Origin of the sequence: Paracidovorax cattleyae, assembly GCF_900104515.1 — a bacterium.
GTDB classification, from domain to species: Bacteria; Pseudomonadota; Gammaproteobacteria; order Burkholderiales; family Burkholderiaceae_C; genus Paracidovorax; species Paracidovorax cattleyae.
On record NZ_FNJL01000010.1, the window covers coordinates 48,291 to 73,972 of the forward strand.

The following is a 25,682-nucleotide window of genomic DNA, read 5'->3' on the forward strand; positions in this document are numbered from 1 at the left end:
ATGGCCAACGAAGAACGAAAAGCCCAGTTGAGTTTCGGCGTGGACGCCTCCGGCGTAAAGCGGGGCGTGGACGAGATCAAGCGCGACGTGCGCGAGATGGCCCAGGACGTCCAGCAGTCCGGCCAGCAGGCCGCCAAAGGCATCCAGGCCATTGGCGACGGTGCGCCCGCCGCGGCCCAGAAGATGGACGGCGCCACCAAGTCCATCGCCGCCAGCATTGAGCGCGCCACGGCGGCAGCGCAGGCTGGCGAACGGGGCACCGCATCCTATTTCGAGTCCCTGGCCAAGCAGCGCAACGCGAACGTGGATGTGCTCAAGCCCTACATCGACCAGCTGCGGCAGGCCGAGGAGGCTCAGCGCGTCGCGTCCGGTTCACTGAACAAAATGGGCGTGTCGGCTGCCCAGACGGCTGCGGCGCTCCGTGGACTGCCTGCGCAGTTCAGCGACATTGTCGTTTCGCTCCAGGGCGGGCAGGCGCCGCTGACGGTCTTCTTGCAGCAGGGCGCCCAGATCAAGGACCAATTCGGTGGCGCCGGCAACGCAGTGCGCGCCATGGGCGGGTACGTGATGGGGCTGATCAACCCGCTTTCCGTGGCCGCTGCAGCGGTGGCAGCCCTGGGCGTCGCGTACTACCAGGGCGCAGAGCAAGCCAATGCGTTCACTCGCGCGGTCATCGCGTCGGGAGGATCGTCCGGGCAGACTGCAACCAGCCTGTCAGCGCTTGCGCAACAGGCCGGAGCCGTGACGGGCCGCTTTGCCGATGCTCGTTCCGCGGCGCTGGAGCTTGCGGGCGTGGGAACCATCCTGGGCGCTGACCTGACCACTGCACTGCGCGGGGTTACCGCGGGCGTCGAGGTCACAGGCCAGAAAGTTTCCGACCTGGTGAAGGACTTCGCAGAGCTGGGCAAAGACCCGGTGCAAGCCCTGGCCAAACTCAACGAGAAGTACGGCTTCCTCACGCTGGAGGTGTACCAGCAGGTTGCCGCCCTCAAGGCCCAAGGCGAAGAGCAGGAGGCCGTCACCAAGGCCTTCGGGGCGTATGCCGATGCCATGGCTTCTCGGCGCAAGGAGGTGGTCGAGAGCCTTGGGTTCATCGAACGCGCTTGGCGCGCGATCAAGGAGGAATCGTCGGGAGCGCTGGCGAACCTGCAGAAGATTGGTGCGCCGCAGACCACAGGTGATCGGCTTGCAATCGCCCGCAACCAGCTGGGGAGCATGGTGCAAACGGCCGGCCCCAACCTGCTGGCGGGCACCCGCGCCGCGCAGGATATCGAGCGGCAGCGAGGACTGATCGCTCTCCTCGAAGACCAGGAGAAATCCGAACTGCAGGTGGCCGAAGCAAAGGCAAAGTCAAATGCCGCGGTGAGGGCCGGCGTGGAGCTGACGCAGGAGGCCGTCAAGCGCGAGAGCGACCTGGAAAAGCAGCGCCGTGCAGTGCTGGATGCGACCTCGAAATATGTGGAGGCCTTGTCGAAAGAGGGCATCACCACGCAAGAGCGTCAGCAGCTCGAGCGCGACTACCTCACTGTCGTTTCCGATATCACCAAGGTGAAGGAGAAGGAAAAGGAAAAATCCGCCGCGGCCGGCCAGTCCGAGGTCGCAACCATCCGCGCCAAAATCAAGGAGGAAGAGGCGTACATCGCCCGCCTGCGCGAGCGCGGCGCGGAGGCGGGCAAGCTCACCGAGGGCGAGAAACTGGTGGCCAAGTTGCAGGAGGAGCTGGCCGGCAAGTTGGATGGTCGCACCCGTTCCGCGAAGCAGTTGGCCCTCGCGGAGGCTGAGCGCCTGGTGGTGCTGCAGAAGACCCGTGGCGAGATCGAAAAGGGAATCAAGTCCCAGGACGAAGCCGACGCCGCCTACCGCAAGTTCCTCGACGGCATGTACAAGGGCGCTGACGCCACGAACAAGCAGGCCGAGGCCCAGGAAGCGGCGAACGCCACCTACGGTAAGTCGAAGACGGCCATCGCCGAGATGAACCTCGAGCAGGCCAAGCTCGCCCGCGACATGGCGAAGGACGCGGGGCCGTGGACGCCCGAGTACCTGGCGGCCATGGACGCCGCGATCGATGCGCAAGAGCGCTGGGTGCGCGCGCTGCAGGCCGGCGACCTGAAGACGATCAACGCGCACACCGACGAACTGCTGCGCGCCGCGCAGGAGCAGGCGAAGCTCTACGAGGACGAGGGCAAGCTGGCTGGCCTCACGCGCCTGGAGCGCGAGAAGATCGTAGCGCTGCGCCAGGTGGAATTGAAGTACGCCAAGGAGCTTGCCAAGATCGGCCGAATGCCAGAAGGCGACGACGAGCAGCGGGTCGCGAAGGCCGAGCAGCGCGCGAAGGTGGAGCAGGCGAAGCGCATCGAGGGCGAGGCCGCCGTCTCGAAGGTCATCCAGCAGGACTGGGACCGCACGGCCGACGAGATCAACAAGTCGTTGACGGATGCGCTACTGCGCGGTTTCGAGTCGGGCAAAGGGTTCGCTGAGAACTTCCGCGACACGCTGAAGAACATGTTCAGCACGTTGGTGCTGCGCCCGATCAGCAGCTACATCCTAACGCCGGTGTCGGGGGCGATCTCCGGGATCACGAACGGGATCATGGGGGGTGGCAGTGGCGGCTCCGGTGCGCTCGACATCCTGTCGATCGGGAAGAACATTTACTCGGCGATCACCGGTGGGTTCAGTTCGATCGCCAACGAGATCGCCTACACCGTGCAGCGAGGGCTCAACTTCCTGAACCCCAGTGCAGCACTCGGCGCGCCGGGTGGTTTTGCGACGATGGTCGGCAGCGCCGGAAGCTACCTTGCAGGTGCTGGAATCGGCCGCATGGCCGGGCAGTTCATCTCCGGCGGCTATTCCGCCATCGGCAGCTCGGGCAATACCGCGGTCAACGCTGGCACGATCATCGGCTCCATCTTCGGTGGCCCGATGGGCGGTGCCATCGGTGGCGCGATCGGCGGCCTCGTCAACCGGGTGTTTGGTCGCAAGCTGGCAGACACTGGCATTGACGGGACTTTCGGCGGCGAAAAGGGGTTCGAGGGCCAGTATTACCAGTTCTACAAGGGAGGGTTTCTCCGCTCTAACAAGACCAAGTATTCGGAGCTGGACGAGGCCACGCGGAAACAGTTCGCGGACCAGTACACCACGATGCGCGACTCCATCAAGGAGATGGGGAAAGTCCTCGGACTGGGTGGCGAGGCCCTCGACAAGTTCACCGCGCGCATCAAGGTCAGCCTGCAAGGGCTGAGCCCCGAGGACGCGCAGAAGAAGCTGCAGGAGGAATTCCAGAAGCTCGGCATCAGCATGGCCGATCTGATCCTGGGGCTGCCCACCACGATCCAGGAAGCCGCCACGGACCGGAAGTACCTGTTCGGCGTCAACCCTGACGCGGCAGCCGCGCCGCCGGTGGATCCTGCAGCCCAGGCGAACCTGGACGCGTTCAAGCTGCTGCAGAAGTCGGGGGAGAGCTCTCTCGACACGCTCACGCGGCTGGCCACGAGCCTTGCCGCGACGAACGGCGTGTTCGAGACGTTGGGGCACAGCATGTACGCCGCGAGCCTCCAGGGCGGGGACATGGCGGACAAGCTGGTGGAGCTGTTCGGCGGCGTGGACAAGTTCACTGCGTCGAGCGCGGACTACTTCGCCAAGTTCTACAGCGCCGAGGAGCAGCGGGAGGCCGCGAGGAAGCAGCTGGAGAAGCAGCTCGGCACGGTGGACATCAAGCTGCCGGACATCGACGCCAGCGACGCGCGAGCCCAGTACCGCAAGCTGGTGGAGGCGCAGGACCTGAACACCGAGGCGGGCCGCAAGGCGTACGCCGTGCTGCTGCAGCTGGCTGGAGCATTCGACCAGTTGGCGACGGCGGCGGACGACGCGGCGAAAAAGCAGCGCGAAAAGGACATCGCGGACAAGCGATTCGATCTTGAGCAGCGTCTGTTGATCGCCCAGGGCAAGGACCGCGAGGCCCTGGCCCTGCGGCGAAATCAGGAGGTGGACGCGCTCACGAAGCTGGATCCTGAACTGGCCAAGCTGGTGCGGCGCATCTACGAGCTTGAGGACGCGGCATCGCTGACGGCCCAGTTCCGGCAGGACCGCGAGAACGCCTACGGCAAGTTGCAGAACGCCATCACGTTGGAGAACGAGCGGCTGAACGCGCAGCTCGAAGCCATCGACGCGCAGCGCACGGCCCTGGGCCAGCAGCGCACGCTGGCCGACGAGTCGCTGTCCCTCATCACCGGCGTTTTCGACCTGGTGCGCAGCAATGCGCGCGAGCTGTACGGCCAGGTGGAGAGCACGGCGTCCATGCAGGCGGCGCAGGGATGGGCGTTCGTGGAGCAGGCGCTGGCGACGGCGCGCACCACGGGATACCTGCCCGAGCAAGCGCAGCTGCAGGAGGCCATTGGTGCGGCCCGCGGCGGGCTGGATTCCAAGGGCTACGCCACGCAGTTCGACGAGGACCGGGACCGCCTGGTGCTGGCCGGCATGCTGTCGGGGCTGGAGGGCATCAGCGGCAAGCAGAAGACCGCGGCCGAGCAGCAGATCGCCGCGATCGAGGCACAGGCCAAGGCGCTGGACCTCCAGACCGAGAGCATCAACAAGCAGCTCAAGGCCCAGCAGGAGATGCTGGCGTACTGGCGCCGGCAGATCGACATCGCCAACGGTACTTTCGACGTCACGACCTCCATTGCGGAGGCCGTGAAGCAGATCGCGGGCGCGATCAACAGTGGGGTGTACGAGACCAAGCCGGAGATGCTGGGCTCCGCGGCTACGTGGGGAGGAAGCAGCGGTGGTGCTGGCGCGGGCGCCACACCTCCTGCGGAGACCAAGTACCGACGGGTCACGTCGCTTGGCACATCGATCGGTTACACGCCCGTCATCGACCAGGCGCTGATCGAGCGGCTGGACAAGCTGTCGCCGCTGTATCACACGTTCGACGGCACGGGCGATCTTCTGGGGTTGCTCACCGCCATCAAGGGCGCGGGCGGGACGCTGGATGACCTGTCCATCCTGTCCGGCTACTTTTATTCGGACTGGGTGAAGGCAGCGGCGTCGGTGGGCGTGCCGGCTTTTGCCGTGGGCACGAACTACGTGCCGCGGGACATGCCGGCCATCGTCCACAAAGGGGAGCGGATCATCCCGGCGGCCGACAACCGGGCCCTGATGGCCGCGATCGATGCAGGCCAGCAGGGCGGGCGGTCGGAACGGCTGGAGGCCTTGGTGGCGCAGCTGGTTGCGGAGAACCGGCAGCAGGCCGGCGAGATCCTGCGGCTCAACGCGCGCATCGCGAAGGTGCTGGAGCGATGGGACGGAGACGGCACACCGCCGCAACGAGAGGAGCAGACCGCATGAGCATCAAGTCGCTGACCGTGGTTCGGCCCATCGCCGTCACCACGGCAATGCTTGTGAGCACGAACGTGCCCGAGACCGACTATCCAGCCTGGGCCTCGGGCACCACCTACGCGGTGGGCGCCCGCGTCATGCACGTAGGTGCCCACAAGGTGTACCAGAGCGTGCAGGAAGGCAACGTGGGCAAGGATCCAACGGCCACGGCAGGTTGGTGGGTGGAGGTCGGCGCCACAAACCGGTGGAAGGTCTTCGACAGGTCCGTGAGTTCGCAGACCGTGCAGGCATCGAGCATCCAGTACCGCTTGCGGCCGGGCCAAGCGATCACGTCGCTCGCGGCGCTGAACCTGGCCGGCACCACGAGCATGCGCGTGCGCGTGATCGATCCGGCCTACGGCACCGTGTACGACAAGACGGTGGACCTCTCGCGCCAGCCTGTGGCGGCTGGCTGGTGGCAATGGTTTTTCGGCGAGCGGCGCATGCCCACGCAGTCTGTCCAGATGGACCTGCCGAGCTTTCCGGGCGCGGATGTGCTGATCGATCTCACCGGCGGCGCGTCGCTGGCGGTGGGGGTGCTGTTGCTGGGCCAGGTGCGCACGTTCGGGCTCGGCGTCAAGGCCGGCGCGCGCGTGGGCATTCAGGACTACAGCCGCAAGGAGCGCACCGAGTTCGGCGACGTGGTGGTCGTGGAGCGGGCCTTCGCGAAACGCGCGAGCTTCTCCCTGTTGCTGACCGCTGCCGAGGTCGATTCCTTTAACGACTTCCTGGCGGAAGTGCGCGCAACGCCCTGTCTGTGGGTGGGGACCGAGCGCTACGCATCGACCACGGTGTACGGCTTCTACAAGAGCTTCGACATCGTGATTTCTTACTACGACTACTCGGACTCCGAGCTGGAGCTGGAAGGGCTCACATGACCGATATCGTTTCTCCGCCGAGCATCGACGCGCTGCCGCCGGCACCGCTGCCGACCGACACGCCGGCAGACTTCAATGCCAAGGGCTTCGCCACGGTGGCGGCGCAGGTCGGCATGGTGCCGCAGATCAACGCAGTGGCTACCAACGTGTACACCAACGCGACGGCCACGCAGGAACGCGCGACCGCGGCCGCGGGCTCGGCCACAACCGCCGGCACGCAGGCGACCAACGCAGCTACGGCCCGGGCCGGCTCGGAGGCGGCGAGGGACACGGCCAGCGGGCACGCCACCGCTGCCGGCACTGCCCGCACTGGCGCCGAGGCAGCGCGCGACGCGGCAAGTGGCAGCGCCAGCGCGGCGGCCACCGCCCGCACCGGCGCCGAGGCCGCGCGCGACCAGACGCTGGCCATGGGCGCCCAGGTGCTGACGGCGAGCAGCAGCACGAGCATGGTGCCGGGCACGGGGGCCAAGAGCTTCAGCATCGAGACGGGCCGGGCCTTCGCTCAGGGTATGCGGCTGGTCATCACGAGCGCGGGCGACACCTCCGCCCAGATGACGGGATCGGTGACGAGCTACGACCGCGCCACCGGAGCGCTGCAGATGCTCATCACCACGAGCAGCGGCACCGCGTCCCGTTCGGACTGGGTGCTGGGGATCGCCGGCGGCGACAGCTCCGATCTACCGCTGGTGCTGATCACCACCAACACCACGGCCCAGGCCGGCAGGTGCTACGTGATCGGCGCGGCCGGCATCACGCTGACGATGCCCACGACGTGGGCGACCAACGACCGCATCCAGTGGATCGAGGCGATCGGCAACGGGGCGCAGTACAGCGTGGCGTTCGGTTCCACGCCGGTACGCGGTCGGGCGCTGGGCATGCAGGTGCTGTCGGCGCGCTACTGGAGCTCTCCGGGGCTCCGCTATCAGGACAACACCAGGGGGATCGTGTAATGGATGGAGCAAAACTCTTCGGACAGGGCGGGGGCGGCTCCGCTGAAATGTGGTCCGCCTCGGCCACGATCGAGCAGGGCGCGCTGGTGATCAGCCCGCTGGACAAGGAGGTGTACCGGCGCGTGGCGGCCACGGGAACCAGCAGCACCGACCCGGCGGACGACCTCACCAACTACGTAGCGGCCAGCTACACGCGTACGACCGCGGCGCCGATCGGGTACACGATGCCGCAGGCGTACCCGGACCAGGTGCGCGGCATCACCAAGACCGCGCAGACCAACATCGCGCAGGCGACGCGCACCCAGGTGCTCTCGGTCACTGGCCGTGGGCAGCTGCTGCACGCTGGGGCATTCCGCAGCGCCAACAGCGGCGAAACCGCAGGCCTTCGCTCGGAGATCTGGACGGACGGCCGCAAGCTGATCGAGTGGGAGTCCACCGCTGCAGGCCCCCACTATGTCACGGTGATGGGCTCCTCGTTCAAGGTGGGCGACGACGTCATAGCCGCGCCCGGCGCTTCGATCGTGTTCCGGCGATCGCTGGTCATCTGGATCACCCCGACGTACCGGGCCTGGACCGGCTCTACCGAGTACGTCGGTTACTCGCTGCGGACGGAGGCATGACATGGCCGAGATGATCGAATTTCAGCTCGGCGGCGCCACCGTGCGCGCCTTCCCCGAGATCCCTGTGGCCTCGGCGGCGCCCGCGCGGCGCATCAGCGTGGGAGCCTTCTACGACCGCTTCGGGCCCGCGAAGTGGGCCATCCTGGCCGACGAGTCGCCGCAGGTCCGGGCCGTGGTGCGCGACGCCAGCGTCCGCGCCTTCATCGACCTGGACAACCCCGACCTGCCTGCGGGCCTGGCCATCTTGCAGGCCGCCGGGCACGACATCGACCCCTCCGAAATCATCGACGCGCCCGTGCGCGCTGAGGAGCATCCATGAGCACCGTCCTGCCGCCGCGTGGCATCCGCAATAACAATCCCGGCAACATCGACCGCACCAGCGAGCGCTGGCAGGGCATGGCTGCCGACCAGAGCAGCGATCCGCGCTTCGTCGTTTTCACGGCGCCTGTTTGGGGCCTCCGGGCACTGGCCAAGGTGCTGCTCTCGTACTACCGCAAACGCGGACTCAACACGGTGGAGGCAATCATCGGCCGCTGGGCGCCGAGCGTCGAAAACAACACCAGCGCATATGCTCAGGCGGTGGCCCGCGCCATGGACGTGGCAGTCCGGGACGAGCTCAACATCGAGCACCCAGACGTGCTGGCGCTGCTGGTCGAGGCCATCGTGCGGCACGAAAACGGGCAGCAGCCGTACCCCGCCGACCTGATCGACCAGGCCGTGCGCCTGGCGCTGGAGTGATGCCGATGGATTCGCCGGACCTCAACAACTTCCCGGGCGGGCCCTTCGGCGCATTGGGCGCGGCGGCGGCGGCCGTGGCCAGCGGCTTCCTGTTCCTCCGCCAGTACTTGAGCCGGGGCGCGGCGGACCGTGCGGACGACGCCGGCCGCGTGTCGGCGATCAACGTCTACAAAGAGCTGCTGGAGGCGGAGCGCGCCGCGCGCGCCCAGGCCGACAAGCGGGCGGATGACTTCGCCCGCGAGCGCAACGAGGCGATCACTGCGCTCGGCAAGCTGCAGGGGCAGCTCGAGGGCATGCAGCGTCAGTTGCAAAACGCCACCGACGAAATCACGAGCCTGCAGGCGCAGGTCCAGAAGCTGACGGAGCAAGTCCATGCAAAAGCCTGATCTGCACCGGGCCCGCGCGGTGATCGCGGGCAGCGCCATGCTGTTGGGGATGGTCGGCGGTGGCACCGGCATCGGCTACTGGGCCGGCGTCGAGCGCATGCGCGGCATGCTGGCCGAGGACCGCCAGGACCACCTGGACGAGATCGCTCGGCTGCAGGAAGCCAACCGCATTGCCCTGGGCGCGCTCTCGGGTCGCGTGGCACGCGCCGCCGACCTCACCGCCGCGGCGGCCGATACGGCGGCCACGGCCGCGGAAACGGCGCAAGCAGCGGCGGCCACCGCCGGTAAGGCGGCCAGGGCAGCGGGCGTGCCCGCGGCTGTCCCCGAGCACGAGCGCAAGGCCATCAACACCACCATCCAGCGCGCCAACGAGCGCATCAAGGGGTCCGCACGATGATCCGTATCACCATCCTCGGGGCCTTGCTGTTGGCCGGCTGTGGCGTCGTGCCACCTGAGCCGCCGGCCGCTCAGGCGGAGCCGGCCGCGCCCGCTATCGCTCGCCGCGACTGCCTGCCGCTGCCAGAGCTGCGCTCCGGGGCGTCTGGCCTGGAGCGCCGCACGCACACGCAGACCATCGTCCGCATGTACGCCGCTTGCGCCGGGAGCCAGCCATGACGCCGGTGCAGATCGTGCTGGCCGTGCTGGTGGTGGGCAACATCGCGACGGGTTGGGCCTGGCTCGGTGCGCGCGACGACGCGACCACCGCGCGGGCCGAGCTGGCTGCCAAGGGTCAGGAGCTGGCCGGCGTGCGCGGTGCGGCTCAGGCCTGCAGCACTGCGGTTGACGAGCTGCGCACGCTGGCCGACCGCCGGGCCCGCGAGGCTGAGGCTGCGCGACGGGCGGCCGGCGTCCGGGCAGCCGCCCATGACCGCAAGGCCGACGCGATCCTGGCCGCTCCACCGGCAGTGCCGGGCGATGCATGCGCCAGCGCGCAGCACCGGGTGGACGCTTGGCTGCAGGGGAGGGCGCAGCCATGAGGGCCGCGATCCTGCTGCTGGCGGCGCTGCTGGCCGGCTGCGCGGCCACGCCGCGCGTGGAGACCGTGGAGGTGCGGGTGCCCGTGCCGGTCGAGTGCCGCGAGCCTGTGCCCGCCCGCCCAGCCATGCCCACGGAAGCGCTGCAGCCCGGTGCCACGCTGGACGACTTCGCCCGCGCGGCCATGGCGGAGATCGAGCGGCGCGAGGGCTACGAGGGGCTGCTGCTGGTGGCGCTGGAGGCGTGCCGGGCTCCCATCGCAAAATAGTGCTTGCCATCGTCTCAAATAGAGACTAATATTCGCTCCATGGTGATCGCAGTGATCACCGCGGCGCCTCCCCGTATGAGGGGGCAAGGAAGAAAAAATGACCATCGCTCAAATCCGCGCAGCTCTGATCGCCAAGTTCGGCGCCCGCAAGTACCGCATCACCGCCAGCGGCGACATCCATGCCTTCGGCACCATGCCGAACTCCGACGTGGAGGGCTGGTTTTTCGCCGGCCACGTAGGCACCATCACCCCCGAGGAATTGGCTTGAGCAACCTCGCCAAACTGACCATCACGCTGGACGGCCCTTGGCGGCTCTACCAGCACGCGGCTGTGCCGGGCTGGGAAATGCTGGGCACGGTGCAGCGCGGGGACGAGATCGGTGCACTGGCGCGAGTCAAGTCCACAGGCATCCTGGTGATGATGCGGGCCGGGGTCGTGTCCTCGCTCAACCAGCGAAAGGCGCTGGCGGCTCTGGATGCGCAAGCTCGCTGATTGGGAATCCCTGGACTGGGCGAAGTCCAATGCGGTGCTGGCCGTGGAGGTCGGCGCCTCAATCCACACGGTGGCGAAGCGGCGCACCCAGCACGGGGTGCCGACGGATTCGCCCACCTGGAAGAGGCCCGATGTTGCCGCCATCAACCAGCGGCCCGAGCGCAGGGCGCAGTCTGCTCGCACCCAGCCGGCCGCCACTGCGGCGGCCCGGCAGTCCCCGGCGGCCGGGCGCGGCCCAGAGAACGTCCACGCCGTGGACTGGGTGCTGGTGTCGCCCAGCGGCGAGCGCCACCAGGTGCGCAACCTCTACGATTTCGTGCGCTCACATGCAGCGCTGTTCGCCGAAGCTGACGTGGCGTGGAAGCGGACAGGTGGCAAGAGGGGAACGGGCGGGGAGTGGTGCAACGCGACGGCGGGCATCCTGAACATCAAGGGCGGACGCGCCAAGAGCTGGAAGGGCTGGACCCTTGCGCAATGACCTCTGAAGACCTCCGCGCTTGGCATGCTGCCATGGGCTACACCTACGACACCGCCGCCCGGGCCCTGGGCGTGAGCCGGGCTACCTACGCTGACTGGGTGGCTGGGCGCAGCCGCACAACGGGCAAGCCGGTGCAGCCGAGCCGGGCCGTGGGGCTCGCTTGCGCGGCACTGGCCGCGGGGCTGGGAGAGTGGAATTCCTCCCCGATTCCTCCCTGAGACTTCAAACGATCTGCAGTTCTCAGAGGGGAAATGCTGGCCTGCCCGGAGGGACTCGAACCCCCGACCTATTGCTTAGAAGGCAATTGCTCTATCCAGTTGAGCTACGGGCAGATGTGGGAAGGAAGCCGGCTGCCGCGGCCCTTCCGAGGCCCGTGATCATACCTGCGCGGCCGCGAGCCCCGAGGGCAGCAGGGCATCGCCGCCGGGCCGGTTTGCGGTTATAACGGAATGCAACGAGATCATTCCGCCGCCCGTCCCGCGCTCTGAGCGCTGCCAAAGCCCATCCTTTGACACATGTCCCATAGCGTCGCCCTCATCCATACGATCGCCGTCGGCCTCGGCCTGGCGTTGCTGCTGGGCTTCCTGGCGACGCGGGTGCGCCTGCCCGCGCTGGTGGGCTACCTGCTGGCGGGCGTGGCGATCGGGCCCTACACGCCCGGTTTCGTGGCCGACGGGGCCATGGCCAGCCAGCTCGCCGAGATCGGCGTCATGCTGCTGATGTTCGGCGTGGGTCTGCACTTCTCCCTGGGTGACCTGCTCGCCGTGCGCAAGATCGCGCTGCCCGGCGCCATCGTGCAGATGGCCGTGGCCACGCTGCTGGGCGTGGGCCTGGCCACCTGGTGGGGCTGGGGCCTCGGGGGGCGCTGGTCTTCGGCCTGGCCCTGTCCGTGGCCAGCACGGTGGTGCTGCTGCGCGCGCTCGAGACGTTGGGCATCCTCGACTCCTACACGGGCCGCATCGCCGTGGGATGGCTGGTGGTGGAGGATCTCGCGATGGTGCTGGTCCTGGTGCTGCTGCCGCCCGTGGCGGGCTGGCTGGGCGGCACGCCGGAGGGCGCGGCCGATGCCGTGGCCCATCCCCCGCTCTGGAAGACCGTGGGCTGGACACTGGCCCAGGTGGGAGGCTTCGTGGCCGTGATGCTGCTCGTGGGGCGGCGGCTCTTTCCCTGGGTGCTGTGGCAGGTGGCGCGCACGGGTTCGCGCGAGCTTTTCACGCTGTGCGTGGTGGCGGCGGCCGTGGGCATCGCCTTCGGCTCGGCCGCGCTGTTCGGAGTGTCGTTCGCGCTTGGTGCGTTCTTCGCGGGCATGGTGATGCGCGAGTCGGAGTTCGCCCACCGCGCCGCGCAGGAATCACTGCCGCTGCGCGATGCCTTCGCCGTGCTGTTCTTCGTCTCCGTGGGCATGCTGTTCGATCCGCGCGTGCTGCTCGAGCGCCCCCTGCAGGTGCTCGCCGTGGTGGCGATCATCATCTTCGGCAAGACCTTCGCGGCGGCCGCGCTCGTGCTGGCCTTCCGCTATCCGCTCAATACTGCGCTCACCGTGTCGGCCAGCCTGGCGCAGATCGGCGAGTTCTCCTTCATCCTCGTGGGCCTGGGCGCATCCCTGGGGCTGCTGCCGCCGGAGGGCGCGAGCCTGGTGCTGGCCGGCGCGCTCTTTTCCATCGCGCTCAATCCCATCCTGTTCCGCGCCATCGCGCCGCTGCAGGACTGGCTGCGGGCCCGCTCAGCCTGGGCGCGGCAGCTGGAGCTGCGCGCCGATCCGCTGGCGGAACTGCCGCAGAGCACGCACCAGCGCTATCTGGCCCGGCAGGTGGTGCTGGTCGGCTACGGCCGGGTGGGGCGCCGCATCGCCGCGGCGCTGGCGGCACGCGACATTCCCTACGTGGTGGCCGAGCAGAACCGGGAACTGGTCGAACGGCTGCGTGGCCAGGGCGTGGCCGCCGTCGCCGGCGACGCGGTGGATCCGGCCGTGCTGATCCAGGCGCACATCGCGCGCGCCCACATGCTGGTGATCGCCACGCCGGACACGCTGGATGTGCGGCAGATCGTCGCCACCGCCCGCACCCTCAACCCCGCCATCGAGACCGTCGTGCGCACCCACAACGAGGAGGAGGCGCAACTGCTCGAGAGCGAAGGCGTGGGCAAGGTCTTCCTGGGCGAGGAGGCACTGGCCGTGGCCATGACCACCCACGTGGTGGCCATGGCGGCGGAGCAGGAGCGCCAGGCCGCCACCGTGCCGGGCGCCCTGGAGGAGCGGCACGCGTCCGTCTGAGCCGCCGGGGCCTGCCGGGCGCACGGGTGCCGCGGTTCGGGTCAGTCCGGTTCCTCGAACACCAGCGTCGGCGTGTTCATCACCCGGGCCATGTCGCCCAGCGAGCCGATGAGCCGGTTCGCGAAATAGCTGTTCTGCGTGTCCGGTTCGAGCGCGGCGACCGCGAGGTTGGCCAGGGGCTGGTTGAGCGGCACGTAGTAGCTGCCCGCGGGCGCGTCGATGGCGGTGCGCACCGTCTCGACCTTCACGCGGACGGTGTCCGCCGCGCCGGCCACGGTGCCGCGCACGTCTTCGCGCGGAGCGGTGTCGCGCGCGGTCTCGCGGTAGGTGTCCGCCAGCAGCGATCCCTGCTCGGCTACGCGCATCACCTGCACGCCCATCATCTTCAGGTGGTCCACCGCCTCGCCGGCGGAAGCGCCGAGCCAGTAACCGCAGGGGCGCGGGCGGCTGGTGAGGGTGCGCAGGTCGAGCGACGAGTTCCATTCCACGCGCACGGTCTTGTCGGCGCCTGTCTGCGGATCGAGCATCAGCAAATCGCGCTGCGTGGCGGTCGGGCCCGCATCCACGGCCACCTCGCCGCGGCAGGCCTGCGCGACCGTGTCGCGCGCGACGAACGAGCGCACCTGCTCCAGGTTGGCGGCGCGCTCGGCCGTGCTGCGCAGCGCGCTGGTCAGCGCCGTCACCTGGGTGTGCACCCGGCGCTGGATGTGCGCACGGCCGATGCCCACACCGCGCGTTTCCACCAGCAGGCTGACCGCGTTCTTCAAGCCATTCACGTTGCGGCCGGTGTCCGGGCGCGTGCCGCCCATGGAGACGCGCAGGTCTGCCGGATCGGTGGAGGTGGTGTAGTACCAGTCGCTGGTCAGCCCCTGGCCCTGCAGGGCCGCCGACATGGGCTGGTAGTACCACTCGCGCGACGCCTTGGTGAGGAACTCCGGCACGTTGGCGGTGGTGGCGTACTGCATCAGCGCGTCGTAGCGCTGGATGCCGCCGAACTTCTGCAGGAAGCGGCCGACCACGGTGTATTCGTGCGCATCGACGATGGCGATCGGGCGGTAGTCCCGCACCAGCCGGGCCAGCCCCTGGGCCTCGGGTGTGGTGAGCAGCAGGTGGTCGCGGTTCATGTCGGTGCCGTTCGCGGTCACGCGGGTGCCCGCTTCCGCCCCGTCCGGGTTGGCGCGCGGTACGACGACGACGTTGATGCGGTCCAGCAACGGCTCCAGCAGGCCCTGCGCGAGTTCGCGCGCGACCACCAGCAGCGCCTCCGCGCCCGCGGGTTCGTCGCCGTGCTGCTGGCCGATCAGCACCACGGTGGGCCGGCCGCTGGCGTCCAGCTCCTGCAGCGAGGTGCCGGCGCCGCGCGTGGCCACGAGTGCCTCGAGCGGGACGCCGCGCTGCGAGCGGCCCCATTCGATCACCGCCGTCTTCGTCGCGCTGCCCGCCTGGGGTGCGAGGCTGTGCAGCCACTGCGAAGCCTCGGCGTTGGTGGTGAAGGCCCGGCGGCCGTCGGCCAGGCCGGGCGTGTCGTAGCGCACCGACGGATCGGGGAACCGCGCCGCGACGGCGGTGGAATAGGGCAGGGCCTCGTCCGGCGCAGCGGCGGCGGCAGGGGGTGACGCGCCTCCCGGCTGCGGCACGATGGGGGTGTCTGCGATCGGTGTGGTGACCACTTCCGCGCGCGTGGTGCCCAGCGGCGGGGGCACGGCGCGCGGCGGGGCCGGACGCGTCTGCGCGGTGGAGGGCAGGGGCGTCGGCGCACTGGCAGGCCAGGGAGGCAGCGGCGTGCTGCTGCAGCCCGCCGCCAGCACGGCGATGGCCAGGACCAGGGGGGCGAGCGCGCGGGGCGGCAGGCCGGGGCCGGCGGTCCTGGAGGAGCGGAGGGCGTCGAATGGCTGGTTCATGGTCGATCGGGCCGCGTGGGGCCGTGTATGGCAGGCGGGGCCGATGTTACCCGGCGCCGCGGGCGGTCCGTGTCGGTGGCAGCCCCGTGTGCCGCGGCCCGGCCACCGGAGCGGGGTGCCCTTGGCGCCCGGACCGCGTCTGCGCGGAAGCCCTCAGGCAAACGGCGCGGCACGGAACGGTCCGAAGACCGCCCGTGCCGCGCCGTGCGCACCATGCAGAGCCCCGGCAAGGGGGCTGCGCATCGATGGAAAGTGAATGCGGGAGTGCGCCGGGTTCAGCGCCCGTAGCCGCCGCCACCGCCACGCGGGCCGCGGTTGCCGCCACGGCCACCGCCGTAGCCGCCACCACCGCCGCCACCGTAGCCGCCGCCGCCACCACCGCCGCTGCGGAAGCCGCCACCGCGCCGGCCGCTGGACATGCTGTCCACGCTGGTGCGCATCGGATCGGGCTGGCCGCCGCCATTGCCGCTGCCATGGCGCGCCGGGCCCAGGTGGGTGCCGAGCTGCGTGCCCAGGTGGGCATTCTCGCGCCGCGGCTGCAGGTCGTCGGAGCGATGACCGCCACCACCACCGCCGCCTTCGCTGCGGGGCGCGCGGTTGCCGCGTCCGCCGTTGCCGGGGTTGCCATTGGCATTGCCGTGGCCACGGGGCTGGCCCGCGCGCGGGCCCTGGCCCTGGCCTTGGCCCTGCGCGCCGCCACGGCCGCGCTGGGGCTTCTGGCCGCCGTTGCCGCCGCCTTCGCCCTGGCCGGCCTGCGCGCCGCGCCCGCCGCCGGACTTGCCGCCGCCGCTGCGCTCACCCTGGGTGGCCTTGTTGGTGCGGATGCGTTCCATCATCTCGCTGCGCGCGGCCTTGGCAGCCGCCTGCATGACCTCGCGGCTGGGCGGCTTGCCCGCGCCGCCCCAGATGGTCTGGCGGCCCATGGCGATCGGCTCGGCTTTCTCGCCTTCCTCCGGGCCGAAGCCGTCGAGCACCTGCACCGGGATCTCCTGCTTGGTGAAGCGCTCGATCTCCATCATGAAGCCTTCCTCGTCCATGCAGACCAGGCTCACGGCCTCGCCGCTGGCACCCGCACGGCCGGTGCGGCCGATGCGGTGGACATAGTCCTCCGGCACGTTGGGAATCTCGTAGTTGACGACGTGCGGCAGCTCGTCGATGTCGATGCCGCGCGCGGCGATGTCGGTGGCCACCAGGGCACGGATCTCGCCGCTCTTGAAGCCGGCGAGGGCCTGGGTGCGGGCGCTCTGGCTCTTGTTGCCGTGCAGCGCCATGGCGGTGACGCCGTTCTTGGTGAGGAACTCGGCCACGTTGTTGGCGCCGAACTTGGTGCGGGTGAAGACCAGCACCTGGCTCCAGTTGTGCTGCTGGATGATGTGCAGCAGCACCTGCTTCTTCTTGCCGCGGCCCACGGGGTGGATCACCTGGGTGATGCGCTGCACCGTGGTGTTGCGCGGCGTGACCTGGATGCTCTGCGGGTTCTTGAGCAGGGTGTTGGCGAGTTCGCGGATCTCGTCGCTGAAGGTGGCCGAGAACAGCAGGCTCTGCTTGTCGCGGGGCACCAGGGCCAGCACCTTCTTCACGTCGTGGATGAAGCCCATGTCCAGCATGCGGTCGGCTTCGTCCAGCACCAGGATCTCGACCGTGGAGAGGTCGAGGAAACCCTGCTGCTGCAGGTCCAGCAGGCGGCCGGGAGTAGCCACCAGCACGTCCACGCCGCGCTTGATGCGGTCAATCTGCGGATTCATGCCCACGCCGCCGAAGACGACGGTGGAATTGATGTCGAGGTACTTGCCGTACGCGCGCACCGATTCCTCGACCTGGGCGGCGAGTTCCCGCGTGGGGGTCAGCACGAGGGCGCGCACGCCCTTGCCGCCGAACTTGCTCTTCGGCGCCGATCCTTGCGAAAGGCGGTGCAGCATGGGCAGCGTGAAGGCTGCCGTCTTGCCCGTGCCGGTCTGGGCTCCGGCGAGGAGGTCGTGCCCCGCGAGCACGGCGGGGATGGCCTGGGCCTGGATGGGGGTGGGGGTCTCGTAGCCCTGCTCGTGCACGGCTTTCAGAATGGCGGGTGCCAGATTCAGTTCGTCAAAAGTCATTCAAGGAAGCGCCCTCTCCGGGCGCGGGAGGCATCGGCCTGTCGCAGGTCCCGGGGGAAGGGGCTGCGTCCAGTCAAGGCAGATGGGATTCACGAATGGGAGCCGGAACACCGCGTGGCGGCTTCCTCGTCCCCAGCAGGTTGCTGAGGCCGCCGGTTCCTGGTGCCGGCGGCTGAGGCCCTATTGTGGCACGAGATCGCACCACACCGTGCGCAGGGCCGCATCGGGAGCGCAGCCGTTGGCCGCGCCGGACTTTTCCGGGCTTAGACTGGTGGCCTGTCACTCACGTTGCGGTGGCCGGTTCGCCATCGGGATTTACCCGGTGCGCGGCTGTGGCCACCACGCCAGCCCGCGGATCAGCACCCCATGCCTTCAACGCCATCGCCATCGCCCGCCGCAGCGCCGGACGGCGCTCTGCAACTCGAAATCGCCCACATGGAAGGCCTGGTCTGGTCCGGACCGGTGCGTGTGGTGAGCCTGCCGGGCGCGGAGGGCGCCTTCGGCGTGCTGCACGGCCACACGCCCCTGCTCACGCGGCTGCGCGCGGGTTTCGTGCACATCGAGACCCCGGCCGGCGAGCGCGTCGAGGTGTACGTCTCCGGCGGCTACGTGGAGATCCAGCCTGCCCGGGTCACGGTGCTCGCCGACACCGCCGTGCGCAATGCCGACCTCGACGCCGCACGTGCCGAGGCCGCGCGGCAGGCGGCTTCCAGCCTGCTCGGCAGCGAGCTGTCCCACATCGACCATGCCCTGCTGCACGCCGAGATTGCGCGCGCCGCGGCGCAGTGGACGCACGAGGCGCGCAAGCTCTCCGGGCGCTAGCGGCCGGGCCCGCCATCGCGCGCGGCGCAAAGCATCCGATAATCGCAGGCGAAGCCTCCGCCGCGCGGCGCCCCGCCGCCGCCCGCCCCTGGCGGAGCCGCCCCCATTCCAAGGAAAGAAAGCCAATGGCCCAGTACGTTTATTCGATGAACCGCGTCAGCAAGACCGTGCCCCCGAAGCGGCAGATCTTGAAGGACATCTCCCTGTCGTTCTTCCCCGGCGCCAAGATCGGCGTGCTGGGCCTGAACGGCTCGGGCAAATCCACGCTGCTGAAGATCATGGCCGGCGTGGACAAGGAGATCGAGGGCGAGGCCATCCCCATGCCGGGCCTGAAGATCGGCTATCTGCCGCAGGAGCCGCAGCTCAACGCCGAGCACACCGTGCGCGAGAGCGTGGAAGAGGCCATGGGCGAAGTCTTCGCCGCCAAGGCCAAGCTCGAGGAGGTGTACGCCGCCTATGCCGAGCCCGACGCCGACTTCGACGCGCTGGCCGCCGAGCAGGCCCGCCTGGAAGCCATCATCGCCACGGCCGGCACCGATTCCGAGCACCAACTGGAGATCGCCGCCGACGCGCTGCGCCTGCCACCCTGGGAAGCCAACGTGGGCGTGCTGTCCGGCGGCGAGAAGCGCCGCATCGCGCTGTGCCGCCTGCTGCTGTCCAAGCCCGACATGCTGCTGCTCGACGAACCCACCAACCACCTGGACGCCGAATCCGTCGACTGGCTGGAGCAGTTCCTGCATCGCTTCCCCGGCACCGTGGTGGCCATCACCCACGATCGCTACTTCCTCGACAACGCGGCCGAGTGGATCCTGGAACTGGACCGCGGCCACGGCATTCCCTACAAGGGCAACTACAGCACCTGGCTGGACCAGAAGCAGGCCCGCCTCGAATCCGAGCAGAAGGGCGAGGAAGCCCGCGCCAAGGCCCTGAAGAAGGAACTGGAGTGGGTGCGCCAGAACGCCAAGGGCCGCCAGGCCAAGTCCAAGGCGCGTATCGCCCGCTTCGAGGAACTGAGCGACTTCGAATACCAGAAGCGCAACGAAACGCAGGAAATCTTCATTCCCGTGGCCGACCGCCTGGGCACCCAGGTGATCGAGTTCAAGAACGTCACCAAGTCCTTCGGCGACCGCGTGCTGATCGACAACCTGTCGATGAACATCCCGGCCGGCGCCATCGTCGGCATCATCGGCCCGAACGGAGCCGGTAAATCGACCCTCTTCAAGCTGATCGCCGGCCGCGAGCAGCCCGACAGCGGCGAGGTGGTGATCGGCGCCACCGTCAAGATGGCCTACGTGGACCAGAACCGCGATGCGCTGTCCGACGAGAAGACCGTATGGGAAGACATCTCCGGCGGCCTGGACATCATCAACATCGGCAAGTTCCAGATGGCCAGCCGCGCCTACGCGGGCCGCTTCAACTTCAACGGCGGCGACCAGCAGAAGAAGGTCGGCAGCCTGTCGGGCGGCGAACGCGGGCGGCTGCACCTGGCCAAGACGCTGATCGCGGGCGGCAACGTGCTGCTGCTCGACGAGCCCTCCAACGACCTGGATGTGGAAACCCTGCGGGCCCTGGAAGACGCGCTGCTGGAATACGCGGGCACCGTGCTGGTCATCAGCCATGACCGCTGGTTCCTCGACCGCATCGCCACGCACATTCTGGCCGCCGAAGGCGACAGCCAGTGGGTGTTCTTCGACGGCAACTACCAGGAATACGAGGCCGACAAGAAGAAGCGCCTGGGCGAGGAGGGTGCCAAGCCCAAGCGCATGCGCTACAAGGCGCTCAAGTAAGGGCCGGACGGCTCCGCCCCACCCGGTAGCTCCGTCCCTTTCCTGCCGCGACCCCTCGCGCCGAACCACGCCGCCGCGCCATGTCCGCCATCGCTCCTGCCGCCCGGTCGGCTTTCCGTGCCTGCGTCGTGGCGGCCATCCGCGATGGCGAGGCGATGATGGAGGCGCTGGCGGCGCAGGCGCGCGACGCCCTGGACGCGGAGGCGCCGCTGGCGCGTGATCCGCGGCGGCGCGATGCGCTGGAGGGCGCGCGGGCGTTGCTGGCGCAGCACACGCCCGCGCTGGTGCGGGGCTTTCCCATGGCCCTGCTGGAGATCTTCGCGGGCGCCGATCCCGGTGCCCGGGCGCGGCCTTCCGGGCCCGCGGCGCCGGACTTCGGCGAGCTGTCCCTGATGGATGAGGCCGAGGTCATGGCGCAGGTGGAACTCTCGCGCGCCCAGCAGGTGGCGCTGCATGCCACCGAGGCCGTGCTGGCGGAACTGGACGCGCTGGTGAGCGCGGCCCAGGGCCTGCCCAGCGTACAGCCCGACCGCAATCCGCTGCGGCCCGGGAACTACATCCGTGCCCTGCAGCAGGTGGTGGGGGCCACGGGGGTTTCGCCCGATGTGCGCACCCTCTGGATGGCGCCGCTGCGCAATGCCCTGGGTACCCAGCTCCAGGCCGCCTACCGCGGCGCCGCGGCCCGGCTCCGCGAAGATGGCGTGCAGCCCGTGGGCTATGCGGTCGCGGGCCATGTCGCGGGGCGGGGCGCCGCCACCGGGCGCTGGCAGGAGCCCGCGGTCGTCCAGGGGGGCGGCGGGCCGGGCGGTGGCTGGGGCACAGGATACGGAACTGTCCCTGGCCTGGCCGGCATGCACGCCGCGCAAGGCACCTGGAGGGATCCGGTGACCGATTGGAGCAGCGTGGGGGCCGCGCCGCTGCAGCCGTCGCAGCCGGCGGTCCTGGCACCCGAGGCCGAGGAAGCGCTGCTCACCGCCGCCATGCTCCGGCAGATGCTGGCCCAGCCGATGGGACCGTTGCCGGTCCCCGTGGCCGCAGGCGGGCCCGAGCACCGGGCGATGGCGACGCACCCGGGCGCGCTGGATGGTCTTTCGGTGGCGGGGCTGCCGCTGGCCGTCGCCCCCGACGGCGATCTCGCCGCCGCGGCGGCCGAGGCCATGGAGGACATCGCCGAGCTCGAACGTATCGTGGGCCGCCTGTCCGGCAGCCTGCCCGCGCCGCTCGCCGCCGTCGCGCCTGCGCCGGCGCATCTGGAGCATCCCGGGCGGGCCGGTCCGGCGGATGCCGCCGCACGGCCCCGCTCGCGCACTGCCAGCGAGGTCGTGAGCCGGATGATGGACAACATCGCGCAGGACGACCGCCTGCTGCCGCCGGTGCAGCGCTCGCTGCAGAACCTGCGCCCGGCGCTGCAGCGCCTGGTGCGGCACGATCCGCGCTTTTTCACCGACGAGCGGCATCCCGCGCGCCGCCTGCTGGACGCGCTCACGCAGCGGGCGCTGTCCTTCGATTCCGAAGACGTGGATGATTTCAGCGGCTTCGCGCGCCTCATGGAGCGGGCGGTGGACAGCGTGGCTTCGGGCGACACCCGCAGCGCCGATACCTTTGCGGCCGCCCTGGCGGGGCTGGAGGCCGGCTGGTCCGAGCAGGACCGGCGCCGCCGCGTGCGGGAGGAGTCCGCGCGTGCCGTGGCGCAGGAACTCACCCGGCGCGAGGCGCTGTCGCGGCGCGTGTCGCAGGACATCCGCGCGCTGGCCCGCGCCGAGGACGTGCCGCCGGACATCGTGGAGTTCGCTGCGGGCCCCTGGGCCGACGTGGTGGCACGTGCCCAGGCGGACCGGCCCGGCGAGGACGATCCCGGTGGCTACCTCGCGGTCGTGCCCGAGCTGTTCTGGCTCGCCCAGCCCGCGCTCGCGGCCCGCGCGCCCGAACGCCTGGCGCCGGCCGTCACGCGCATCCTGGGTGCCCTGCGCGGCGGACTGGACAGCGTGGGCCACGACGAAGGCATGACCGCCGCCATCCTGGAGCGCGTCGCCATCCTGCACCAGGCGGCCGCCGAGCAGGCCGCGGCCCGCGCGGGGGAGGCCACGGAATCCGGCATGCCGCACACCGGCAATTCCCTGCTGGAGCCCGAAGAGGCTGAAGAGGCTGGCGAGGATCCGGCCGAGGCTGCATCCACGCCCACCGACGGGACGAAGGCCTCCGGGGTCGAACTCTCGATCGGCACCTGGGTGGAACTCACCACCAATCACCTCGCGGTGCATACGCAGCTCACCTGGGCCAGCCCGCACCACACGCTGTTCCTGTTCACCGCGCCCGACGGCAGCACGCAATCCATGACGCGGCGCGTGCGTGACAAGCTCATGGCCGAGGGCGCGCTCAGGGTGCTGCCGGGGCCGCCGGCGAAGGCCAAGCCGAGGCCCAGGCCCAGGGGTGCGCCGGGCGACGGCTCCTCGCAGGTGCGCAAACCGCGGTGAGCGGCGGCAGGCGCTACCCCGCCCAACCCACCGAGGTCAGCGCGAGATGGCGCAACGTAAGCGATCTGAAATCTGCTGAACGCGGCCGTGGGCGGTGGCCGCACGTCAGGGTGGTGCGGACGGCGCGCCGGCCACCTTCTGGCGCACGATCTGGATGTGGTGGCGCAGCGCGTAGAGCTCATCCGCATACGACAGCGGCACGCTCACTTTCTCGACCTGGGTTTCCAGCCGGGCCAGTTGCTCCAGCAGTTCCGGGGGCGGCAGGCTGCCGGTCTCGAACTGGTCCTCGATCTCGCGCAGGCGGCCGTACCAGCGGAACACGCGCGAGCGCACCCGGAACTGGTAGAGCGGCGGCACGATACGCGACAGCGGCAGCATTGCGGCCAGCAGTACACCCAGCACCAGCCACATGCGCTCGACGAGGTTGGCGATCCAGAACGGCAGGTAGCGCTGCAGCAGTGGCGGCGAACCGTTGATGGCCCGCTCGCCCTCGGCGGCGATCGGCAGTTCGCTGTGGCGGGTATTGGGAAACTCGCGCGCCCGGTTGAACCAGCCCGCGCCGCCGTGCAGCGTCTGTGCGCCCTGCGCGAACAGCTGCAGCAGCGCCGGGTGCGTGCCCTCGCGCGCCAGCAGCGAGGTGGTGGAAGCCACCAGGCGCACATCGGAGGAGGGCACGTTGCCCGCGAGGTCCACCACGCCGCGCGGCAGCGTGACGGGCGTGAGGAACGGAAAGCGCCGGGCATAGGCTTCGTTCTGCGGAAAGTCCATGAGCCGCACGCCGGGCGTTTGCAGCAGCATCTGCACCATCAGCGATTCGGGCGCGGAGGCGAACACCAGCGCGTCCAGCCGGCCCGCCAGGAAGTCCACCGTGGAGGGCGTCTGGCCCAGCTGCGTGCGGTGCACGCGGGCCGGATCCACCCGGTTGGCCTCCAGCAGCGTGTCCATGAGGGTCGGCACGCCGCTGCCCGGCGTGCCCACGTTCACCCGCAGGCCGCGCAGCTGTGCCAGGCTGGCGAGGCGGCCGCTGGCGGACACGCGCCGCGCCGCGTCGTCCCGGTAGAACAGCCAGATCGGCTCCACGAACAGGCTGCCCAGCGACTCCAGGTTTTCGGCGTCCTCCGGGCGCAGTTCGCCCGTGCCGCCCTGCACGAAGGCCAGGTCGGCCCGGCCCTCGCGCAGCAACTGCAGGTTGGCTGACGAGCCTTCGCTTTCCAGCAGCACCACGTCGATGCCGTCCGCCGCCAGGGCCGTGCGATAGCGCTGGCCGAATTCGGCATAGGCGCTTTGCGCCGGGCCGGTGGCCAGGGTGACGCGGCGCGGCGGATTGGGCTGCAGCCACCAGTAGGCCAGCGCCACCAGCCCCACGGCCAGGAAGGCGAGCGGACCGGCGGAGAGGATCAAGTCGCGCACGTTCAGCAGGGCCGTGCGCAGGCGCCGGGCGGCGGTGCGCGACCGGACGGCGAGCATGTTCATGGCCAGACCGCTCCCCAGGGCGCCATGCCGCCCGGCTCCGCCGCGCCGGGCAGGTGCAGGCCCTGCGGCGTGGCGAGCGACCGCGCCGCGAGCACCGCACGCAGCGTGGCGCGGGCCGTGACCTCGGCCGCCAGGGTGGACAGCACCATCATGCCCGGAGAACGGCCCGCCAGGCCCGTGCCCAGCGCGAAGAGCGTGTCGCCGTCCGACAGCGTGTGCACGGGGTTGATGGCGCGCGCCAGCCCGTCGTGCGCGCACACCGCCAGCCGCCGCGCCTGTGCCTTGGTGATGGCGGCATCGGTCGCCACCACGCCGATCGTGGTGTTGGTGCCCGCGAGCAGCGTGCTCGGCACATCCCCCGCCAGCAGCGCGCGGCGCGTATCGCGCAGCCGCAGCCCGTCGGCCGTGCGGGCGCCCGCCACCGGACGGCCGGACTCCGGGTCCATCACGTCGCCGGCCGCATTGCAGGCCACCAGCGCGCCCACGGTCACGCCCAGCACGGTGATCGACGCGCTGCCGATGCCGCCCTTCATGGCGTATTCCATGCCGAAGAGTTTGCCCACCGAGGCACCCGCCCCGGCGCCCACGTTGCCTTCGGGCGGGTCCGCGCGCGACGCGGCGGCGCAGGCCGCGTAGCCTGCGGCAGCGTCGGGGCGGATGCGCGCGTCGCCCACGGGAAGGTCGAACAGCACGGCAGCCGGCACCAGCGGGATGCGGGCCACGCCCACGTCCAGGCCGATGCCGCGCTCTTCCAGCCAGCGCACGGCGCCGCTGGCCGCGTCCAGCCCGAACGCGCTGCCGCCGGCCAGCATCACGGCATGGATGCGATCGACCAGGTGCGTGGGCTCCAGCAGGTCGGTCTCGCGCGTGCCGGGCGCCGCGCCGCGCACGTCCACGCCGCCCACCGCGCCCTCGCGGGCGATGACCACGCTGCAGCCGGTGGGCCGGCGCGTGTCGGTGCTGTGGCCGACCTCGATGCCGGCGACGCGGGTGATGGAGCCGGCATCGCCGGCAGGGCCTGGGGAGTGCGAGAACTGGGACATGGGAGGAAGGGCCGGTTCGCCGGCGTGCCGCGGAGGGCGCCACCATAGCGCAAGCACGCAGGCTCCGTCAGCCCGCGCGGCTGCGAACCCGGCATGGGGCTTGCAACGACGGAAGGCCTGCGCAGCGCCCCGAACCGAAGCGTGGCGTGCCGGGGCGGAGGTCACCGCGGCAGGCAGTGCACTTTGCCATGGCATGCCGAGAACAATGCGGTCAGGCCATGATCCACACCTTGCGCACCGTCTCGATGGTGCGCCACGTGCCCACGTAGCCCGGCTTCATGACGAAGCAGTCGCCGGCCCTGAAGATCTTCGGCTCGTGGCCGCGTTCGGTGATTTCCACCACGCCGGAGAGGATCAGGCAGAACTCCCAGGTCTCGCCCTTGATGGAGTGGTTGAGGCCCGGGGTGGCTTCCCAGACGCCTGCGCGGATGGCACCGTCCTTGGCGCTGTCGATGTCCCAGTTGCGGCAGACGATGTCGCCCTCGATCACGCGCTCGGCAGGCGGGCGGTATTCGGGGGCTTCGCCGAGCTTGTCGAAGGGGAAGGTCACGAGCAAATCAGACATGGCGTGGTCCTGCAGGGAAGGAAGCAACGAAAAACCCGTTGGGGCGATGCGATGCTCCGATGCTAGGTGGGGAAGGCGCCGGGAGTGTGCCGAAAAC

The 25,682-nt window shown here is 70.0% G+C and carries 23 protein-coding genes, 1 tRNA gene and 1 pseudogene; 19 read left to right on the forward strand and 6 right to left on the reverse strand.

The window, feature by feature from the left end:
• The 15 genes from BLR05_RS10015 (at window position 1) to BLR05_RS10080 (ending at window position 11,373) form a co-directional block, all read left to right on the forward strand.
• Window positions 1-5,340: a phage tail length tape measure family protein gene (locus BLR05_RS10015; RefSeq protein WP_092834235.1), complete on the forward strand. Its 5,340-nt coding sequence runs from the start codon at window positions 1-3 to the stop codon at window positions 5,338-5,340.
• Window positions 5,337-6,248 carry a carbohydrate-binding protein gene (locus BLR05_RS10020; RefSeq protein ID WP_092834237.1) on the forward strand — a complete coding sequence of 304 codons (912 nt, stop codon included), beginning with the start codon at window positions 5,337-5,339 and terminating at the stop codon, window positions 6,246-6,248. The genes BLR05_RS10015 and BLR05_RS10020 overlap by 4 nt, the downstream gene beginning before the upstream one ends.
• Window positions 6,245-7,198 (forward strand): hypothetical protein, encoded by a 954-nt coding sequence (locus BLR05_RS27140; RefSeq protein WP_244160080.1) that lies wholly within the window; start codon window positions 6,245-6,247, stop codon window positions 7,196-7,198. Before BLR05_RS10020 ends, BLR05_RS27140 begins: the two co-directional genes overlap by 4 nt.
• Window positions 7,198-7,818, forward strand: coding sequence for a hypothetical protein (locus tag BLR05_RS10030; RefSeq protein WP_152034219.1), 621 nt, complete (start codon window positions 7,198-7,200; stop codon window positions 7,816-7,818). The genes BLR05_RS27140 and BLR05_RS10030 overlap by 1 nt, the downstream gene beginning before the upstream one ends.
• Window position 7,819: 1 nt before the next feature.
• The gene (locus BLR05_RS10035; RefSeq protein ID WP_092834241.1) at window positions 7,820-8,137 is read left to right on the forward strand and encodes a hypothetical protein; all 318 of its coding nucleotides are present in this window, start codon (window positions 7,820-7,822) and stop codon (window positions 8,135-8,137) included.
• Window positions 8,134-8,556, forward strand: coding sequence for a structural protein P5 (locus tag BLR05_RS10040; RefSeq protein WP_092834243.1), 423 nt, complete (start codon window positions 8,134-8,136; stop codon window positions 8,554-8,556). The genes BLR05_RS10035 and BLR05_RS10040 overlap by 4 nt, the downstream gene beginning before the upstream one ends.
• 5 nt (window positions 8,557-8,561) lie before the next feature.
• Window positions 8,562-8,942, forward strand: a complete 381-nt coding sequence (locus BLR05_RS10045) for a hypothetical protein (RefSeq protein ID WP_107204748.1) — start codon at window positions 8,562-8,564, stop codon at window positions 8,940-8,942.
• Entirely contained in the window at window positions 8,929-9,339 is a 411-nt protein-coding gene (locus tag BLR05_RS10050; protein WP_092834247.1) for a hypothetical protein, read from the forward strand. Before BLR05_RS10045 ends, BLR05_RS10050 begins: the two co-directional genes overlap by 14 nt.
• Window positions 9,336-9,557, forward strand: coding sequence for a hypothetical protein (locus BLR05_RS10055; protein ID WP_092834249.1), 222 nt, complete (start codon window positions 9,336-9,338; stop codon window positions 9,555-9,557). The genes BLR05_RS10050 and BLR05_RS10055 overlap by 4 nt, the downstream gene beginning before the upstream one ends.
• Window positions 9,554-9,919, forward strand: coding sequence for a hypothetical protein (locus BLR05_RS10060; protein ID WP_092834251.1), 366 nt, complete (start codon window positions 9,554-9,556; stop codon window positions 9,917-9,919). Before BLR05_RS10055 ends, BLR05_RS10060 begins: the two co-directional genes overlap by 4 nt.
• Entirely contained in the window at window positions 9,916-10,185 is a 270-nt protein-coding gene (locus BLR05_RS10065; RefSeq protein ID WP_092834253.1) for a hypothetical protein, read from the forward strand. Before BLR05_RS10060 ends, BLR05_RS10065 begins: the two co-directional genes overlap by 4 nt.
• Before the next feature lie 97 nt (window positions 10,186-10,282).
• Complete coding sequence (locus BLR05_RS26530; protein WP_167361233.1) at window positions 10,283-10,453, forward strand: hypothetical protein; 171 nt, start codon at window positions 10,283-10,285, stop codon at window positions 10,451-10,453.
• The gene (locus BLR05_RS10070) at window positions 10,450-10,677 is read left to right on the forward strand and encodes a hypothetical protein (RefSeq protein ID WP_092834256.1); all 228 of its coding nucleotides are present in this window, start codon (window positions 10,450-10,452) and stop codon (window positions 10,675-10,677) included. Before BLR05_RS26530 ends, BLR05_RS10070 begins: the two co-directional genes overlap by 4 nt.
• On the forward strand, window positions 10,661-11,155 hold the full coding sequence (locus BLR05_RS10075; RefSeq protein WP_092834258.1) for a hypothetical protein: 495 nt from the start codon (window positions 10,661-10,663) through the stop codon (window positions 11,153-11,155). Before BLR05_RS10070 ends, BLR05_RS10075 begins: the two co-directional genes overlap by 17 nt.
• Window positions 11,152-11,373, forward strand: coding sequence for a helix-turn-helix domain-containing protein (locus tag BLR05_RS10080; protein WP_092834260.1), 222 nt, complete (start codon window positions 11,152-11,154; stop codon window positions 11,371-11,373). The genes BLR05_RS10075 and BLR05_RS10080 overlap by 4 nt, the downstream gene beginning before the upstream one ends.
• A gap of 37 nt (window positions 11,374-11,410) precedes the next feature.
• On the opposite strand, the gene BLR05_RS10085 is transcribed toward BLR05_RS10080, so the two are convergent.
• Window positions 11,411-11,487: transfer RNA gene (locus tag BLR05_RS10085), tRNA-Arg, on the reverse strand.
• A 183-nt stretch (window positions 11,488-11,670) separates the two neighbouring features.
• Here BLR05_RS10085 and BLR05_RS10090 point away from each other — a divergent pair.
• A pseudogene (locus BLR05_RS10090) lies at window positions 11,671-13,427 on the forward strand (cation:proton antiporter domain-containing protein).
• A 41-nt stretch (window positions 13,428-13,468) separates the two neighbouring features.
• On the opposite strand, the gene BLR05_RS10095 reads toward BLR05_RS10090, so the two are convergent.
• Both BLR05_RS10095 and BLR05_RS10100 read right to left on the reverse strand, forming a co-directional pair.
• Window positions 13,469-15,328, reverse strand: coding sequence for a M14 family metallopeptidase (locus BLR05_RS10095; RefSeq protein WP_092834262.1), 1,860 nt, complete (start codon window positions 15,326-15,328; stop codon window positions 13,469-13,471).
• Window positions 15,329-15,603: 275 nt separating this feature from the next.
• A complete protein-coding gene (locus tag BLR05_RS10100) occupies window positions 15,604-17,421 on the reverse strand; it encodes a DEAD/DEAH box helicase (RefSeq protein WP_092834264.1) in 1,818 nt (605 codons plus the stop codon).
• A gap of 366 nt (window positions 17,422-17,787) precedes the next feature.
• Here BLR05_RS10100 and atpC point away from each other — a divergent pair, with 366 nt between their 5' ends.
• The 3 genes from atpC (at window position 17,788) to BLR05_RS10115 (ending at window position 22,504) form a co-directional block, all read left to right on the forward strand.
• Complete coding sequence (gene atpC / locus BLR05_RS10105; RefSeq protein ID WP_092834265.1) at window positions 17,788-18,243, forward strand: ATP synthase F1 subunit epsilon; 456 nt, start codon at window positions 17,788-17,790, stop codon at window positions 18,241-18,243.
• 125 nt (window positions 18,244-18,368) lie between these two features.
• Complete coding sequence (gene ettA, locus BLR05_RS10110) at window positions 18,369-20,030, forward strand: energy-dependent translational throttle protein EttA (RefSeq protein WP_092834267.1); 1,662 nt, start codon at window positions 18,369-18,371, stop codon at window positions 20,028-20,030.
• Window positions 20,031-20,110: 80 nt separating this feature from the next.
• A complete protein-coding gene (locus tag BLR05_RS10115) occupies window positions 20,111-22,504 on the forward strand; it encodes a DUF1631 family protein (RefSeq protein ID WP_092834269.1) in 2,394 nt (797 codons plus the stop codon).
• Between the two features lie 105 nt (window positions 22,505-22,609).
• On the opposite strand, the gene BLR05_RS10120 is transcribed toward BLR05_RS10115, so the two are convergent.
• The 3 genes from BLR05_RS10120 to BLR05_RS10130 form a co-directional block, all read right to left on the reverse strand.
• On the reverse strand, window positions 22,610-23,977 hold the full coding sequence (locus BLR05_RS10120) for a TAXI family TRAP transporter solute-binding subunit (RefSeq protein WP_092834271.1): 1,368 nt from the start codon (window positions 23,975-23,977) through the stop codon (window positions 22,610-22,612).
• Complete coding sequence (locus tag BLR05_RS10125) at window positions 23,974-25,020, reverse strand: P1 family peptidase (protein ID WP_092834273.1); 1,047 nt, start codon at window positions 25,018-25,020, stop codon at window positions 23,974-23,976. Before BLR05_RS10125 ends, BLR05_RS10120 begins: the two co-directional genes overlap by 4 nt.
• A 211-nt stretch (window positions 25,021-25,231) precedes the next feature.
• On the reverse strand, window positions 25,232-25,585 hold the full coding sequence (locus tag BLR05_RS10130; RefSeq protein ID WP_092834456.1) for a cupin domain-containing protein: 354 nt from the start codon (window positions 25,583-25,585) through the stop codon (window positions 25,232-25,234).
• Window positions 25,586-25,682: the final 97 nt, after the last annotated feature.